The sequence below is a fragment of the Mycobacterium sp. NPDC003323 genome (genome assembly GCF_053589535.1).
In genome coordinates this window covers 36,020-51,721 of record NZ_JBSFSB010000006.1, presented here as the reverse complement: position 1 = coordinate 51,721, position 15,702 = coordinate 36,020, and the positions used below count along the sequence as shown (strand labels likewise).

Below are 15,702 nucleotides of genomic sequence, written 5' to 3'. Positions count from 1 at the left end.
CAAGATGCAAGCGAACGATGTGTGAACACCGCACGCCGCGCGCACCCGGCCCGTCCCCGCAGTCCGCCAACACACTTTGCAGACCAACGCGGCGCCTTTATCGAATCTTCATCGAAGGACTAAGAAAGCCAAACGACGCATCAGCACACTGAGGGCATACCCGTGAACGGTGCGCCGTCGCCCGCGACCGGCCCTCACGACGCGCCAGAGGGTGCCCCGCCCGTAAGCCGATGACGACAACCCGATACGGAGAGCCCCACTCATGCCGCAGACAGGCTGTCCCCCACAGCTTCGAGCGACGACGCACTGGCTGCGCACGACCGTCGTCGCGGTGGCGGTGCTGCTGATAGCGGCCGCCTGCACCTCGACTCCGGCGGCGGCGCCCACCCCCGACGTCATCACCGACAAGGGCACGCCCTACGCAGACTTGCTCGTACCGAAACTCGAAGCGTCCGTCACCGATGGTGCAATCGGCGTCGCTGTCGACTCCCCCGTAACCGTTACCGCCGGCGGCGGTGTTCTCGGCCAAGTATCGCTGACCAACGAGGCGGGCGAACTTGTCGACGGGCAGCTGGGCCCCGACGGCGTTACCTGGTCCTCGGCGGAACCGCTTGGCTACAACAAGCAGTACACCCTGCAGGCGCACGCACAAGGACTTGGCGGAACGACAAGCACCAGCGCAACATTCGAAACCCATTCCCCCGAAAACCTGACGATGCCCTACGTGTTGCCCAATGACGGCGAAACGGTGGGCGTGGGTCAACCCATTGCGATTCGCTTTGACGAGAACATCACGAACCGAGCGGCGGCCCAGCAGGCGATCACCGTGACCACGAACCCATCGGTTGAGGGTGCGTTCTACTGGCTCAGCAATCGTGAAGTCCGCTGGCGCCCCGCCGAGTACTGGGAGCCCGGCACGAAGGTTGAGGTGTCAGTTAAGGCTTACGGTGTCGACTTCGGCGACGGGCTCTTCGGCCAGGATGACGTCACCACGCGCTTCACCATCGGCGACCAGATCATCGCCACCGCCGATGACGCCACCAAGACGATGACCGTGCGGCGCAACGGCGAAGTCGTCAAAACCATGCCCCTGTCCATGGGCAAAGCCACAACACCCACCGACAACGGCGCCTACATCATCGGCGACCGTTACTCATTCCTGGTGATGGATTCGTCCACCTACGGAGTCCCCGTCAACTCACCCGACGGGTACCGCACCGAAGTCGAATGGGCAACGCAAATGTCGTACAGCGGCATCTACGTGCACTCGGCCCCATGGTCGGTGGGCAGCCAAGGCATCGCCAATGTCAGCCACGGATGTCTCAACGTCAATCCAGCGAATGCCCGCTGGTTCTACGACAACACCCGACGCGGCGACATCGTCGAAGTGATCAACACGACCGGCCCCACCCTTTCAGGAACCGACGGTCTCGGCGACTGGAACGTCCCCTGGGAGCAATGGAAGACCGGAAACGCCAACCTCTGACCATCGAAAGGTGCTTGACAAGCCGATACTGCTTCACTGCACGGAGACTCTTAATGCCATTGTCCCGCAGTACCTTTGAGTGCCGTTCCGAAGGGCCGTTGCCATTCGGGCGGTTGTCGCGCAGCTGGAGCCCGTCAACTCCCCGGTGACCGAAGGCGGTGCGCTGCCGCCGACGATGCTTCACGTGACCGCTCGGGGCAGAACGACTGACCCCGACGACCGTCCATAGTGCCCCCTTCTCCGTGAAGCTCGCACAATGTGCGTTCACCCCAGGCGCTATTCACGCGCGCCTTCCCGACCGCGAAACGCCTGAGCCCGGTAATGCAGCATCCAAATCGCCAACTGCCGCAGCGAATTTCACCATTGTAATTATGTGGCTGCTGTTACTGGTGGGGCTTTTGTGAGTTACGCTTTTCTACGTAGGAGCTACGTATTTTGGTGCTGCGCCGTGCGTATGCGATTCAGCCCCGCTAGTGGTGCGTGATAGCTCACCGCGCGGAGCACCGAGGAGAAGACATGGGATTACACGTTCGAAGCAAGGGTGCGGCAGCTGCCCGTGCCGATCGCTGCGACCCCGCAACTCGTGTAGCGGGCCGCGTTCGACGGCTCCCCGGTGTGATCGCCATCGTCGTCGCGCTCCTCCTCGCGTGCGCACCGATCACGTCGGCCCAACCTGCCGCCGGCCCGTGGGACCCACTGCTGCCAAAGATGCCGAGCGCGGGCGCTCCCGGCGATCCGGTTGCCATCGCGAACGCATCCCTGCAGGCAACGGCCATGGCGACGCAGACAGCCATGAGCATGGGTCGCAGCTTCCTCAGCAGCCTGGGAATTGTCAGTCCCGCCGCGGATCCGTCGACGAGCGTGCGTGGCAATCGGGTCAATGGTGCGCAAGCGATCGAGTACGTGATTCGCAGGGCGGGAACACAAATTGGTGTTCCCTACTCCTGGGGTGGCGGAAGCCTCACCGGTCCCAGCCGCGGCGTCGACCAGGGGGCAGGCACCGTGGGCTTTGACTGTTCTGGTCTGACACGGTTCGCGTTCGCCGGCGTCGGAGTGCTGCTCCCGCGATGGTCCGGCGACCAATACAACGCCGGCCGCAAAGTGCCACCCGCCCAAGCGAAGCGAGGCGATTTGCTGTTCTGGGGGCCGGGCGGCAGTCAGCACGAAGCAATCTACTTGGGCGGCGGCCAAATGCTTGAGGCGCAGCAGACGGGCGTCCCGATCAAAATCTCACCGGTGCGCATGTCAGGGATGACTCCGTACGTCGTTCGCATCATCGAAAGCTGACTGCTCCCCCGCAACCGGTCACCAGTTGGATCGCTACGACGCACCCGGCATTCGCTGCCCCCCGTCGGCTGTGAGGCAGTAGCCGGTCCCGCGCACCGTACGGAGGTACCGCGGTGATGCCGGATCGTCACCCAGCTTGCGCCGAAGCTGACCCACATGCACCCCCAGAGTGTTCCGGCCGCCGGCAGACGCATCCCCCCACAGGCTCAACTGCAATTGACGACAGGTCACCGCTTCACCCGGACTCTCCGCCAGCGTGCAGAGAACCTCAAACTCTGTGCGGGTCAGTGGCAGCGCCTCGCCGCGGAGGAACACCCGGCGCCCGACCAGATCGATAAGGAGATCTCCGATCTCACGACGGTGCGTCTCGTCGCTGCGGCCGCCGTCACGTCGTTCGCCGTGGACACGGCACTTCCTCAGCGCCAACCGAATTCGCGCGTTCAGCGCCTCGATGTCGTCCACCGAGACGGTGCCGGCGGTAAGGAGCAGGGGGGTGACATCGCCGTCGCTGAGAGCAACCACGCCGACCTGAGTTTCCTGACGGATGCGGTCAAGCATGGCCGCGCCCAGCCCCTGAGTGCCGACGCACACCACGACCACATCGGGATCACACTCGCGCAGCGCTGTGAGTGCAGCGCCAGACGAGTAGGCCACCTCCACGGCGAAATCGCCGGCGAGCAGGTGTCGCGCCACAGTGGTCGCATAGATGCGTCGAGGCTCCACTAGCAGCACACGGATGCGGCCGGCGGCCGCCGCTGGCGGTATGGAATCAGCGACAAGACGGTGCGACTCGATCGTCGTGGCACTCTCCTCGCCGCTCAAGAAAACCCAACGCGCCCGCATTCCTTACTGCGCCGCTCACGAGACAGCCTACCGTCATCTACGTAGTTACTACGTAGATGACGCGTCGACCGGAGAGTTCAACGTTGGTTCGCTTCGGTTACGGCCTCCGGCGCTGACCCCAGCCGTCCTCGCAGATCCAGTCGGTACAGCGCAACCGCCGACAGTAATCCGATAACTGTCAACAACACCCACAAAAGTTCCGGCCGCCCCGCCTCACGGGTGAGTTGCATCAACGAGCCTGTTGCCAGGTTGCCGACGAGGATGCCAACGCCGACGATCGTGTTATAGAAGCCGTAATGAGTTCCGACGAGCCGGTTGTCGGCCAGGGAGACGACGGTATCCATTTCGAACGGGAACACCGCAGCCGAGCCGACCGCCAGCACGGCCGCCGCGATGAGCAGCGCTGTCGCCGCAGCAACACGGCCGACTCGCTGATCATCAGGAAACACGATCAGCGGCAGAAACGACAACGCCAGAATCAGCATGCCGATCGCCAGCGACCGCCCCGAACCCCAACGACGCGCAAACCACCGTGTGATCCGCATCTGTCCAAGCACCGCCACCACCCCGGAGACAACGAAAATCATTGCGGTGACCACGGAGTCGTTTTGGGGAAACAAGTATCGCGCCTGCAGCGGCATCGCCAGATACACCTGGAACGACAGCACATAGGAACCGATCATCGCCACGGCGAATAACAGGAACGAGCGATTGGCCGCGACTGCCCGCCAGTCCTGAAGCACCGAGGTCTTCTCCTGTGCTGGAGTCACAGCACGTTGCGGCAGTGCGAACAGCTGCGCCACTGTCAGCGCCGCGAAGACGAGCGCCGCGGCCGCAGCAGTCATCTTGAAGTCAACGAACATCAACGCCAGGCCCACCAACGGCCCCGCGAGGATGCCCGCTTGATAGAACACGTTAAACAGCGCGAACGCTTCCACCCGTCGAGGGCCCGCATCGGCGGCCAAGTACGCACGCACCGCCGGGTTGAAAAGCGCTCCGGCGAAACCCGTTGCCGCCGAAGCCACCAACACTGCCGGTAGCGAGTCGGCGACCACCAGAAGCCCGAATCCTGCGGTGCGCAGCACGCATCCGCTCACAATGAGGGGTTTGTAGCCCAGGCGATCGGCCAGCGTGCCACCGATGATGAACATGCCCTGCTGGGAGAAGTTGCGGACCCCGAGCACGAGCCCGATGGCCCATGCAGCCAGGCCCAGGGGCCCAGCCAGATAGCCAGCCAGATAGGGCATGAGCATGTAGAAACCGAGGTTGATCCCGAACTGGTTGATCATCAACATGCGGCTTGGCCAGCCGAAGCTGCGGAACCCAGACAGCAGTGTCATCGCGGCACCACCTGCGTGGGGTCAACGACCACGGGGCACCGCGTCCAGGTCGTGACCGCGTGTGTCATCGGGTCGTCAACGGTGGCTGGTTCATTGGACGGAACCTTGTCCAACAGACCATGGGTGCGGCAATAGTCGTCGTTATAGACGGTGTCGAAATAGCGCTGCGGGCCGTCAGGGAAAATGGCGGCGACCGTGGTGCCCGGGTCGCTATTGCGCGCAGCCCACCCGGCCACCAACGCGACCGCGCCCACACTCCACCCGCCACTGGCATAGTGGGTGGCCGCCAGGGTTCGGCAGGCCCATACCGCATCCGCCGGCGCGACCCAGTGCACTTCGTTGAAAGCGCCGTAATCGACGTTGCCCGGGAAGATGCTGGAGCCGAGGCCGCGCATGAGTCGAGTGGTGGCGCGCTGCCCAAAGATTGTCGAGCCCACCGTGTCGACGCCGATCAGCTGCAGGCCGGGATTGAATTCCCGCAAGACCCGGGCCACGCCTGCCGAGTGTCCCCCGGTGCCGACCGAACACACCAACACATCCACAGATCCAAGCTGGTCATTCAATTCGACCGCCAGCCCGCGGTAGGCCTCCACGTTGTCCGGATTGTTGTACTGGTCGGGATGCCACGCGTGCGGATCGGTGGCCAGAATCTCCTGCACGCGTTGCGTGCGGGCCTGCTGCCAGCCGCCGCGCTCGTGAGGCTCGGTCACCAGTTCGATGTGCGCGCCGAACGCGGCGAGCATGTGTTGGATGATCGGTTCCATGCCGGGGTCAGTGACCAAGGTGACGGGGTGACCGTACACAGTGCCCGCAAGAGCGAGCCCCAATCCTAATGTGCCACTTGTCGATTCGACGATACGGGCGCCCGGGGCGAGCACCCCGCGGGTGCGCGCGCGTTCGACCATATGCAGCGCGGGCCGGTCCTTCATTCCGCCCGGGTTGAAGCCCTCAAGTTTGGCCCAAAAGCCCTGCCCTGCGGTGGTGAACGGCGCGCCGATCCTCAGGACGGGCGTCTGCCCGACCATCGTGGCCGGCCGCTCAAAGCGGCCCAGCCGTAGGCGCTCGAATCGGTCTGTGTCGTGGGCATGGTTGATCGAAACGGCGTGATTCATGTCGGGGATATCGCTTCTGTTGACGCCGCGACTGACGCGCGGCTGCTGGTGGCGGGCAGCAGTCACCGGCCCCCGGTCCAGAAAAGACGGGGCCTGACGCTAGCCGATCAGCGACGCGCGATGCACAGCCGGACAAGCACGTCGCGTCCGGTCTGTGCGACGGGTGAGCGCGGAGGACCGCGAATAGGAGCAAGCGGCGCGTAGCGCCAGAGCGCCGGCAACACAGCCAGAGCGCCGACCAAGGCCAGGGCAATCAGCGTGATTGTCCCCCGCGGCAGGACAGCTTCCGCAAAAGACTCCGGTGACGGCGCACTTCCGCCCTCGGAGATGTGCGGATGGTCGAGCTGGACGGCCACCGGCGCGCCCACCGCGCTCGCAAGGGGGTGGGGTCCGTGGGCTGGCGCCGCCTCGGTCCCCGGCAGCGCCCATTCCGCAGCCACAATGATGGTCCAGAACGCGAGGAACACAGCGACGACTGCGCGTCGCCGCTGCGAGGAACTCCCGTCGATATAGCTCACGATGTTGCCGACTGTAGCAGCGGATCGCCGAACGGAGTGGCGGCCGTGCAGTCGACGCCGTGTCGTGACCTGCCCGCGACAGTCCTCGTCGGCGGCCCGTGCGAAGCGATCAGAACCTTCACATCATTCGCCCGATAACGTTGCCGTACTGCTTATTTCACCGCTGCGCATGCCATCACTCCAACCTCGGTGACACCAGCCTTTACACTGGTCATCTACGGTTTGACTACGGAGATAATTGGCGATGTGAACTCAAGCATCAGGCAGCCAGGGAGAGATTTGCTGAGTGGGCAGACACCCGACTGCCGAAGGTCCTCGTCCGTCCAAGTGCGCATCACCGACCCGCACCCAGATCGGATGGGTTCGACCGACACCTAGTGGTGGCAGAGCACCTGAATGAATGCCGGAGTGGCGAGCATGGTGGTGATGGCGGCGACCAGCAGAGCGCGGTGACGCCACCGCACGTGCCGACGGGTTGGGGTGACCAGACGCTCGGCTCGGGCGATGACCGCCGTCGCCGCCGCGGCCAGACCTTCAGCCACAGGAGGTCGGTGACCGGCCAGCGCAAGCAACCCCGTGAGTAAAGGACGAGTCCCGACGCGACGAGCGGCGGTGTCGTCGGCACACATCTCCAGCAGTTCCGCCACAGCCTCATGCGCGCAGGCGAACAAAGGAAGGCGAGGAAGGGTGGCGGCGAGGGCACGCAGCACCATCAGAATGTGGTGATGATGCCCTGACAGGTGGGCATCCTCGTGCGCAAGAACCGCCTTCAGTTGCGACCGGTTCAACGATTTCACGGCCGCCGAGGTCACGACGATCGCATGGGGGCGGCCGATGACACAGTAGGCGGCGGGGAGGTCGGCCTCCACGACAACGACGTGAGGATGGTCGGTGGGCCGACCGACGATCCGCGCGGCCTCTGCGTGCTCATGGCTTCGGGTGCGCAGCCTGGCCAGGCAGCGTCCCAGTCGCAGCGCCACGACCGCAGAGGCCAGCAGTCCCCCACCGATAAAAGCAATGGACCCGAGGCGTCCCGCCAGCGGGGTGTGATCGGAGAACCCGAACAGTTCCAGGCAGAGGGTCACGACCGAGCCGTCCAGCACGCTGTTCGACGTCGCGTTGACCACCAGCACCACTGCCGCCAGCCACGCCGCAAGCACGGCGGCAACCGTGGCCAGCCAGGCGGCCACACCCATAGACGGACTCACTCCGCCACCGGTGAGGCGCCGCAGTACCGGTGGAGCAAGCCACGCCAGCACGGCGCCGTAAAGCACCAGCCACAGCGCCGTCGTCATGACCGCCGGCCTTTACGCAAAGCCGCCTTCAGCTGCGCGGATTGCTCAGCGCTCATCTGCTCAAGGAAAAATGCCAGCACGGTGTTGGTATCGCCACCGGAGTCGAACGCGGCTTTCATCAGACGCGCTGACCGCTCCTCACGAGTCATCGCCGCCCGGTACACATAGGCCTTGCCGCTGCGCTGCCGCTTGAGCCACCGCTTGCGATACAGGTTGTCCATGGTCGACAACACGGTGGTGTACGCGATGGGTCGCTGCTGAGCCAAATCCTCGAACACATCACGCACCGTGGCCGGCTCCTGGTGATCCCACACCCAGTCCATGACCACCGCTTCGAGATCGCCGAAAGCTCGCTGTTCCATCCGCCGCAACTCCTGCCCGCTCTGACGAGGTGGCCGATTCGCACAGCGCGGCACCTGCAGCTCCCTAATGTAGCCGCCAACAGCCCAGATGCCGGGACCTCGCCGCGGCGGCGCCACCGATGTCGATCCGCTCACTGGTGCACCATCCTTGTGTCGGTGATCTTGGATGGATTGCCGATGCACCCGAGGTGCCGCTGATCTATCGCCCTGCTCGCTCGACGCTGTTGATGTCCAGCATGAGTTCTGCGGAGGTCAGTGGTTACCCGGGGCGCGTTGACCGTCGACAGGGCTATGCGCCACCGAGCGCCGCTCAGTGAGCGAACCGGCAGTCGTGCCCCGGAACCTGCACATAAGGGTGCCTCCCCACTGGGCTTAGCAGCGAGGAGGCTGTCATGAAGTCTGCCCGAAATACCCTGCCAACGGAACCCGCCAATGGGCTCACGTGTGGAATCGACTGGGCCTGCGATGATCACGCGGTCTCGATCGTCGATGCCAAAGGCCGCGAGATCACCCGCAAAACGATCGGTCACAACGCCGTTGGGCTGCGAGATCTGCTCACCACACTGCAACGCGCCGGTGTCAGCGAAGTCGCCATCGAACGCCCCGACGGTCCGGTCGTACACGCCCTGCTCGACGCTGGGATCACCGTCGTGGTGATCAGCCCCAACCAACTCAAGAACCTGCGCGGGCGCTACGGATCGGCCGGCAACAAAGATGACCGCTTCGACGCGTTCGTCCTGGCCGACACCTTGCGCACCGACCGGACCCGGCTGCGGCCCCTGCAGCCCGACAGCCCGGCCACGGTGGCCCTGCGCCAGACCTGCCGAGCCCGTAAAAATCTGGTCGCTCACCGCGTGGCGATCGCCAACCAGCTGCGGGCTCATCTGATGATCGTCTTTCCCGGCGCGGTCGGGCTGTTCGCCGATATCGACTCGCCGATCAGCCTGGCCTTTTTGGCCCGCTTTGACTGCCAGGACCGCGCCGATCGGCTCTCGGTCACCCGGATGGCCAACTGGCTGGCCAGCGTCGGCTACAGCGGCCGCACCCACGCCAGTGAACTGCACCGACGACTCACCGCCGCGCCTCGCGGTGCCGCCGGTATCGACGGTGCCACCATCACCGCGACCTTCGTCGAGGTGTTGAGCACTGTGAGCGCCCAGATCAAAACCCTCGACCAGAGCATCGCCGAGCAACTCGACGCTCACGCCGATACTCATATCTTCACCAGCCTGCCACGCTCGGGCACCTTCCGTGCCGCCCGACTGCTCGCCGAAATCGGCGACTGCCGCGCACGGTTCCCCACACCCGAATCGCTGGCGTGCCTGGCCGGAGTCGCCCCCTCCACCCGCCAATCCGGGAAAGTCAAACACGTCGGATTCCGCTGGGCTGCAGACAAACAGCTCCGCGACGCCGTATGCGACTTCGCCGGCGACAGTCGTCGAGCCAACCCCTGGGCGGCCGATCTCTACAACCGCGCCCGAGCCCGCGGACACGACCACCCCCACGCCGTGCGCATCCTCGCCCGCGCCTGGCTCTACATCATCTGGCACTGCTGGCACGACGAAGTCGCCTACGATCCCACCCAACACAGGGCCCTCCAAAAGCTGATCAACCAAGATCAACCCAGGGCGGCTTGACACAGGGCAACTCATGCGTGCGCCATCGAAATCATTCCAAGGCCACGGCCCCATCGGACCAAAAGCACATGCTGCCGCCCGCTCAGGTGTTACCGAGTTGAGACTGTGACAGGCGTTTCTCCTGATGCTGCAGTGATGTACGTTCCAACTACGTACTAAGTAACTACGTAGATAGATGGCGCTAGAAGGCAGTGGGATATGACACCTCGGCGCACTGGCCCGACCGACTCGCGGCCACCGGCAGCCACCCCACAGGAGAACTGATGCAGCGCTTCACGTCGCTTCTCACCGCTGGGGCGCTGGCGTCAATGCTGGTGCTTCACCCCTCGGGGATCGCCACAGCCGGGCACGGAAGCGAACCTGATGGTGACAACGAAACGGTCGCAGGACTTGTCGCCGCCGTCGCCGAAGCCAACCAGCACGTCGCCGACATCGGCGCGGACATCCAACACCAACAGGAGAGCGTCAATCGGGCCCTGGTGGAGCTTGCCGCTGCCCGCGAGGCGGTCTCCGAGGCGCACAGCAGACTCGCCGACAGCGAAAAAGCACTCGCCGACAGCCAGAGCGCCATCGACGCCACGCAGCAGCGTTTCGATGAGTTCGCCGCCTCCACCTACATGAACGGTCCTTCCCGCGCACTGCCGCTGGCAACTAGCTCCGAAGACATCCTCTCAGCAGCATCGACGCAGCAGACCTATCTCATCGCCTTCAACAGCGTCAAAGACGATCTTCGCCGAAGCCAGACCGAACGCGCCAACAGACTCTCAGCCGCCAAGCAGGCCCGCCTGGACGCCGACGCAGCAGCAGCCGACGCGCAACGACGACAAGACGGTGCAGTCGCCGAACTCATTGCCGCGCAAAACGCATTCACCGATCAGCAGTCCGACCTCACCCGGTTGGCCGCCGAACGCGACTCCGCCCAAACCCGACTCACTGCTGCGCGGCCGGTCGCTGCCACCACCAACCAGCCCACGGCCGCGCAAACCGGTACCACCGTGGCCCCGAGCGGCCAATGGGACCGCTCCACCCCGACACCAGCCGACAGCCCGGGCACCGGCCAATGGGACACCACGCTGCCGATGGTGCCCAGCGCCAACGTGGCCAGCGATCCGATAGCCATCATCAACGCCGTCCTCAAAATCATGGCGACCTCGCTGCAGCTCACCGCCGACATGGGTCGAAACTTCCTCGTCAAACTGGGCATCCTCTCCCCAGCGACCGCCGCCGCCGATCCCGGCATCACCAACGGACGCATCCCGCGCCTGTACGGCCGCCAGGCCTCCGAATTCGTGATCCGACGCGCCATGTCCCAGCTCGGCGTTCCCTACTCATGGGGCGGTGGCAACGCCAACGGACCAGCTCGGGGAATCGATCAAGGAGCCGGCACCGTCGGCTTCGACTGCTCCGGCCTCATGCTGTACGCCTTCGCCGGCGTGGGCATCAAACTCGACCACTACTCCGGATCGCAATACAACGCCGGCCGCAAAGTACCGTCATCGCAGATGCAACGCGGTGACCTCATCTTCTACGGCCCCAACGCCAGCCAGCACGAAGCCATGTACCTCGGCGACGGCATGATGATCGAAGCTCCCTTCACCGGATCAGTGGTCAAAATCTCCCCGTACGCACCTCCGGCATGACGCCCTACGTCACGCGCTTGATCGAGTACTAACACCTCGCGGCGAGCCATGGGCACGTGCGCCTCTGGTGGGTCAGTCCCCTCCGGAGAGGCTGCCGGTGCGCGTTCCTCCGGTGGCTTACGCCGCTCGCTGCGGCACGGCCGCCCAGAAGCCTGAAACAGGGCCGTCGCGCCGGCAATAGCAGCGGCCCACAGCACGACAATGACGGCGCACAGGATCAGCCACACTTCCCATCCGAGACTGTCCGGGCAGACGTCCATCAGCCAGCGCATGTCAAGCCCACCTCCACAGTGAGCGTCTCCCGCTTCCAGGACGCAATCGGTATGAGTCTGATAAAGATCTGCTGAAGATCGCCGCCGCTCCGGCAGTCGCGTGCCGCCGCACCCGTGTCAGCAGGCACCATGATGACCATGGAGCACCATCCGGGTACACCGCCTGAGCAGGCAAAGGGATACCGCGCCCTGGTCGTCGACGACGAACTTCCCCTGGCCGAAGTGGTGGCCAGCTATCTAGAACGCGAGCAGTTCGAGGCAGTCGTGGCCGCTAACGGCGTCGACGCGATCGCCATCGCCCGCGACCTTGACCCCGATGTCGTCATCCTCGACATCGGCCTACCCGGCATCGACGGACTGGAAGTCTGCAGACAGCTACGCACATTCTCCGATGCCTACATCGTCATGCTCACCGCCCGCGACACCGAAATCGACACAGTCCTCGGCCTCACGGTCGGCGCCGACGACTACATCACCAAACCCTTCAGCCCACGCGAACTCGTCGCGCGCATTCGCGCCATGCTGCGTCGACCCCGCGTCCTGCAATCAGCTACCACTACCGCCGAAACTGAACTCACGCCACCTCGTCGCTTCGGCGCGCTGAGCATCGATGTCGCCGCCCGCGAGGTAGGCATCGACGACGAACGAATCGTGTTGACTCGCACTGAATTCGACATTCTCGAAGCTCTCTCCGGCCGGCCAGGCAATGTGCTCAGTCGGCGACAACTACTTGAAATCGTGCGCGACGGACCCTGGGTCGGCAACGAGCATCTCGTCGACGTCCACATCGGCCATCTACGGCGCAAACTCGGCGACGACGCAGCCTCTCCCCGCTACATCGCCACCGTGCGAGGAGTCGGATACCGGATGGGAACCGGACAGTGACTCCCCCACCTGCACCCACACCTGGCCGACGTCGACGCTGGGGTCGCCCTGGTATCGGCATGCGGCTGCTGGCAGCCCAAGCCATCGTGTTGGTCGCTGGGGCCGCGACGACCGCAGTGGTGGCCGCCGTCGTTGGCCCACCCCTGTTTCGTGAGCACCTTCACCTCGCGGGCGTGCCGATGGACTCGCCGGAGGAAGTGCATGCCGAGGAGGCCTACGGCTACGCCACGGTCATGTCCATCGGGGGCGCCCTGGCGGTGTCGGCGTTAGCCGCGCTCGCCGTCAGCTTCTACGTCAGTCGACGGCTCCAACGGTCCATCACCGAGGTCGCCTCCGCCGCCACCGATGTCGCTCAAGGAAATTACGAGATTCGTGTGTCATCGCCGCGCCTCGGCGACGATTTCGACGCGCTTTCGACCGCCTTCAATCAGATGGCTTCCCGTCTCCAAGCGGTTGATTCGACACGACAGCGACTATTCGGAGACCTAGCGCACGAAATCCGCACACCGGTCGCGGTACTGGAGGCCTACATCGAAGCCCTCGAAGACGGGGTGCGTACTTTGACTCCGCAGACGGCGGCCATGCTGCGCGACCAGACCCGCCGGCTGGTGCGGTTCTCCGATGATGTCGCGGCGCTGGCCAAGGCCGAGGAGAGCTCGGTTTCCATGTCGTACGCCACGATTGACGTCGACCGCTTGACGCGCCAATCCGTCGCCGCGGCCCAGGAACGCTACGACACCAAAGGGGTTGCACTACGCCTACGCCTCCAGCAGGCGCTGCCGCCGCTGTGGGCCGACGAGCAGAGGCTCTCCCAAGTCCTGGGCAATCTGCTGGACAATGCGCTGCGGCACACACCGTCCGGCGGTTCGGTCTACGTCAACTGTGTCCGCGACGGCGACCGGTTGAGAATCGCCGTCGCCGACACCGGTGAAGGAATTGCCCCCGAGCACCTCACCCGACTGTTCGAACGGTTCTATCGGGCAGACGCCGCCCGCGACCGCGAGCACGGCGGCGCCGGTCTAGGGCTCGCCATCGCCAAAGCGCTGGTCCAGGCCCACGACGGATCCATTTCCGTAGCGAGCGCCGGACTGGGCGCCGGCGCAACATTCACCGTCGACCTACCCACTGCTCAGGTACGCGCCGACGAGTTCCCTGTCACGGGTGCCTCAGCGCGGACCTGACCGTCGTGCCTCTGAGCTGTTACTTGTCCAGCATTCCCTGCATCGTGTCGATCTCCGCTTGCTGAGAGGACACGATGGCTCGCGCCATCTCCACCGCCGCCGGGAACTGGCCAATTTCAATCTCCTCCTGCGCCATCATGATTGCACCCTTGTGATGGGCGATCATCTGCGTCAAGAAAAGTCGGCTCGCCTCCGCACCCTGCGCGTTCTGCAGCGCAGCCATGTCGGCTTCAGACATCATGCCGTGGCCGCCACCACCCATGCCAGGCATGTCGCCCATATCGCCGCTAGGCATCTGGTGGCCCGGCATATTGTGGCCAGGCATTGCAGTGCTAGTCGGCGCAGGTGCAGGCGAGGACGACGCTCCCCACTCCTGAAGCCAGCCCTGCATCGTCTCGATCTCAGGGCCTTGTGCGTTCTTGATTTCGTTCGCCAACGAGATGAGCTCGGGATCGATGCCCTGCTTGCCGAGAAGCATGTCGCTCATCTCGATCGCCTGCCGATGATGAGGAATCATGCCTTGGGCAAACGTCACATCAGCGTCGTTGTGGGTAGCGTCGCTGCTCGCAGCACTCGGCGATGCCGATGCTGCCGCCGAGGTGCTGCTGGCCGATGACTGAGAGTCTGTTGCCGCATTCGAACAGGCGCCGACGAACAGGGCCGACACCGCCAACGCCGCCACCCCAACTCCAAATCGCTTGTGCTGCATCGCACATCCTTTCTCACACATCTTCGTGACGCCAAGCGTCTACGCAGCGAGCGCTCTCGCCGCCTCATTCCAGCTTCAGGACTTCGCATATGGGTCGGTTCGTGTTCCGATGAAGATTTGATGAAGACGCCTTCACGACCCGCCGGTACCCGCTGCGCCGCCCAGGGCTCCGAACCGGCATCGCGGCGGTGCCCCATGCCACCCATCTACTATTGCACTACGTAGATTGTCCGTGATCGGAAGGTGTCAGTGTGCAGCTCCGTAGGTTCATCGTCGCAATTCTGACCGGAGCCCTGGCTGCGGGGTGTTCGTCGAACGCCCCCGGCAGCGCGGCACCCGCGATAGAGCCGGGGATGGTGCATATCCACGGTCTTGGCATCAATCCGTCCGATGAAACCCTCTATGTGGCAACTCATTACGGCCTCTACACGGCAGAGACCGATCAGGCGCCACAGCGAGTCGGCGATCTCATCCAGGACTTCATGGGCTTCACCGTCACCGGGCCCGACGAATTCTTGGCCAGCGGCCACCCCGATCCGGCTGACCGTCAACAACCACCACATTTGGGCCTGATCAAGAGCAGCGACGCCGGCCAATCCTGGGAATCTCTGTCGCTGCACGGCAGCGCCGATTTTCATGCACTCGAGTACCGCCACGGGCGGGTCTATGGTCACGACAGCCAGTCGGGCACGGTGATGGTCAGCCTCGATCAGAAGTCCTGGCAGCGGCGTGCAGAAATCCCTGCCTCCGACCTCGCAGTATCACCCGCGGACGCCGACGAGATCCTCGCGGCCACACCCCAAGGGCTCCTCCGAAGCAACGACGGCGCAATGACATTCGCCGCAATCACCGATACACCGGCACTGGCACTCGTCAGCTGGCCCCAGCGCGGCCCCCTGCTCGGGGTCGACCTCCAAGGAACCCTCTACACCAGCACCGACAACGGGCAGACCTGGCAACCACGACACACCCTCAGCGCCAAACCTCAGGCCCTTCTCGCCGCCGGCGACGGCCAGGTCTACATCGCCACAGATACCGCCATCTACACCTCCACCGACGACGGTGCCACGGTGAACGTCCTCACCGCTGTGGAATAGACGGCCAACAACCGAAACCCCCGCGGAACGTCGCACCA

General features: G+C 64.5%; 13 protein-coding genes and 1 pseudogene. 7 read left to right on the top strand and 7 right to left on the bottom strand.

What is annotated here, in order from left to right:
- Window positions 1–262 precede the first annotated feature (262 nt).
- Complete coding sequence (locus ACWDUN_RS16020; RefSeq protein WP_141864124.1) at window positions 263–1,486, top strand: L,D-transpeptidase; 1,224 nt, start codon at window positions 263–265, stop codon at window positions 1,484–1,486.
- Window positions 1,487–2,002: 516 nt separating this feature from the next.
- Complete coding sequence (gene ripB, locus ACWDUN_RS16015; RefSeq protein ID WP_141864126.1) at window positions 2,003–2,773, top strand: NlpC/P60 family peptidoglycan endopeptidase RipB; 771 nt, start codon at window positions 2,003–2,005, stop codon at window positions 2,771–2,773.
- 33 nt (window positions 2,774–2,806) lie between these two features.
- On the opposite strand, the gene ACWDUN_RS16010 is transcribed toward ripB, so the two are convergent.
- From ACWDUN_RS16010 to ACWDUN_RS15985, 6 genes are all read right to left on the bottom strand, one after another.
- On the bottom strand, window positions 2,807–3,595 hold the full coding sequence (locus ACWDUN_RS16010) for a winged helix-turn-helix transcriptional regulator (protein WP_304114404.1): 789 nt from the start codon (window positions 3,593–3,595) through the stop codon (window positions 2,807–2,809).
- 98 nt (window positions 3,596–3,693) lie between these two features.
- The gene (locus ACWDUN_RS16005) at window positions 3,694–4,956 is read right to left on the bottom strand and encodes an MFS transporter (RefSeq protein ID WP_141864128.1); all 1,263 of its coding nucleotides are present in this window, start codon (window positions 4,954–4,956) and stop codon (window positions 3,694–3,696) included.
- Window positions 4,953–6,068, bottom strand: a complete 1,116-nt coding sequence (locus ACWDUN_RS16000; RefSeq protein ID WP_141870015.1) for a PLP-dependent cysteine synthase family protein — start codon at window positions 6,066–6,068, stop codon at window positions 4,953–4,955. Before ACWDUN_RS16000 ends, ACWDUN_RS16005 begins: the two co-directional genes overlap by 4 nt.
- A gap of 107 nt (window positions 6,069–6,175) precedes the next feature.
- Window positions 6,176–6,586, bottom strand: coding sequence for a putative copper homeostasis (lipo)protein LpqS (gene lpqS, locus ACWDUN_RS15995; RefSeq protein WP_141864130.1), 411 nt, complete (start codon window positions 6,584–6,586; stop codon window positions 6,176–6,178).
- 374 nt (window positions 6,587–6,960) lie between these two features.
- Window positions 6,961–7,881, bottom strand: coding sequence for a M56 family metallopeptidase (locus tag ACWDUN_RS15990; RefSeq protein ID WP_141864132.1), 921 nt, complete (start codon window positions 7,879–7,881; stop codon window positions 6,961–6,963).
- Window positions 7,878–8,243, bottom strand: coding sequence for a BlaI/MecI/CopY family transcriptional regulator (locus ACWDUN_RS15985; protein ID WP_030133904.1), 366 nt, complete (start codon window positions 8,241–8,243; stop codon window positions 7,878–7,880). The genes ACWDUN_RS15990 and ACWDUN_RS15985 overlap by 4 nt, the downstream gene beginning before the upstream one ends.
- A 392-nt stretch (window positions 8,244–8,635) precedes the next feature.
- Here ACWDUN_RS15985 and ACWDUN_RS15980 point away from each other — a divergent pair, with 392 nt between their 5' ends.
- The 4 genes and pseudogenes from ACWDUN_RS15980 to ACWDUN_RS15965 all read left to right on the top strand — a co-directional run bounded on the left by ACWDUN_RS15980 (window position 8,636) and on the right by ACWDUN_RS15965 (window position 13,858).
- Window positions 8,636–9,880, top strand: a complete 1,245-nt coding sequence (locus ACWDUN_RS15980) for an IS110 family transposase (RefSeq protein WP_449930254.1) — start codon at window positions 8,636–8,638, stop codon at window positions 9,878–9,880.
- Window positions 9,881–10,143: 263 nt separating this feature from the next.
- A pseudogene (gene ripA, locus ACWDUN_RS15975) lies at window positions 10,144–11,552 on the top strand (NlpC/P60 family peptidoglycan endopeptidase RipA).
- Window positions 11,553–11,921: 369 nt separating this feature from the next.
- Window positions 11,922–12,677: a response regulator transcription factor gene (locus ACWDUN_RS15970; protein WP_141864134.1), complete on the top strand. Its 756-nt coding sequence runs from the start codon at window positions 11,922–11,924 to the stop codon at window positions 12,675–12,677.
- Window positions 12,674–13,858 (top strand): sensor histidine kinase, encoded by a 1,185-nt coding sequence (locus ACWDUN_RS15965; protein WP_141864136.1) that lies wholly within the window; start codon window positions 12,674–12,676, stop codon window positions 13,856–13,858. The genes ACWDUN_RS15970 and ACWDUN_RS15965 overlap by 4 nt, the downstream gene beginning before the upstream one ends.
- A gap of 19 nt (window positions 13,859–13,877) precedes the next feature.
- Here ACWDUN_RS15965 and ACWDUN_RS15960 read toward each other — a convergent pair whose 3' ends face one another.
- Complete coding sequence (locus ACWDUN_RS15960) at window positions 13,878–14,567, bottom strand: DUF305 domain-containing protein (protein WP_141864138.1); 690 nt, start codon at window positions 14,565–14,567, stop codon at window positions 13,878–13,880.
- 251 nt (window positions 14,568–14,818) lie between these two features.
- On the opposite strand from ACWDUN_RS15960, the gene ACWDUN_RS15955 reads away from it, so the two are divergent.
- A complete protein-coding gene (locus ACWDUN_RS15955; RefSeq protein WP_141864139.1) occupies window positions 14,819–15,664 on the top strand; it encodes a F510_1955 family glycosylhydrolase in 846 nt (281 codons plus the stop codon).
- Window positions 15,665–15,702: the final 38 nt, after the last annotated feature.

Coding starts and splice junctions, on each gene's coding strand:
- ACWDUN_RS16020 (WP_141864124.1), top strand. CDS start 263: ATGCCGCAGACAGGCTGTCCCCCACAGCTTCGAGCGACGACGCACTGG.
- ripB (WP_141864126.1), top strand. CDS start 2,003: ATGGGATTACACGTTCGAAGCAAGGGTGCGGCAGCTGCCCGTGCCGAT.
- ACWDUN_RS16005 (WP_141864128.1), bottom strand. CDS start 4,956: ATGACACTGCTGTCTGGGTTCCGCAGCTTCGGCTGGCCAAGCCGCATG.
- ACWDUN_RS16000 (WP_141870015.1), bottom strand. CDS start 6,068: ATGAATCACGCCGTTTCGATCAACCATGCCCACGACACAGACCGATTC.
- ACWDUN_RS15990 (WP_141864132.1), bottom strand. CDS start 7,881: ATGACGACGGCGCTGTGGCTGGTGCTTTACGGCGCCGTGCTGGCGTGG.
- ACWDUN_RS15985 (WP_030133904.1), bottom strand. CDS start 8,243: ATGGAACAGCGAGCTTTCGGCGATCTCGAAGCGGTGGTCATGGACTGG.
- ACWDUN_RS15980 (WP_449930254.1), top strand. CDS start 8,636: ATGAAGTCTGCCCGAAATACCCTGCCAACGGAACCCGCCAATGGGCTC.
- ACWDUN_RS15970 (WP_141864134.1), top strand. CDS start 11,922: ATGATGACCATGGAGCACCATCCGGGTACACCGCCTGAGCAGGCAAAG.
- ACWDUN_RS15960 (WP_141864138.1), bottom strand. CDS start 14,567: ATGCAGCACAAGCGATTTGGAGTTGGGGTGGCGGCGTTGGCGGTGTCG.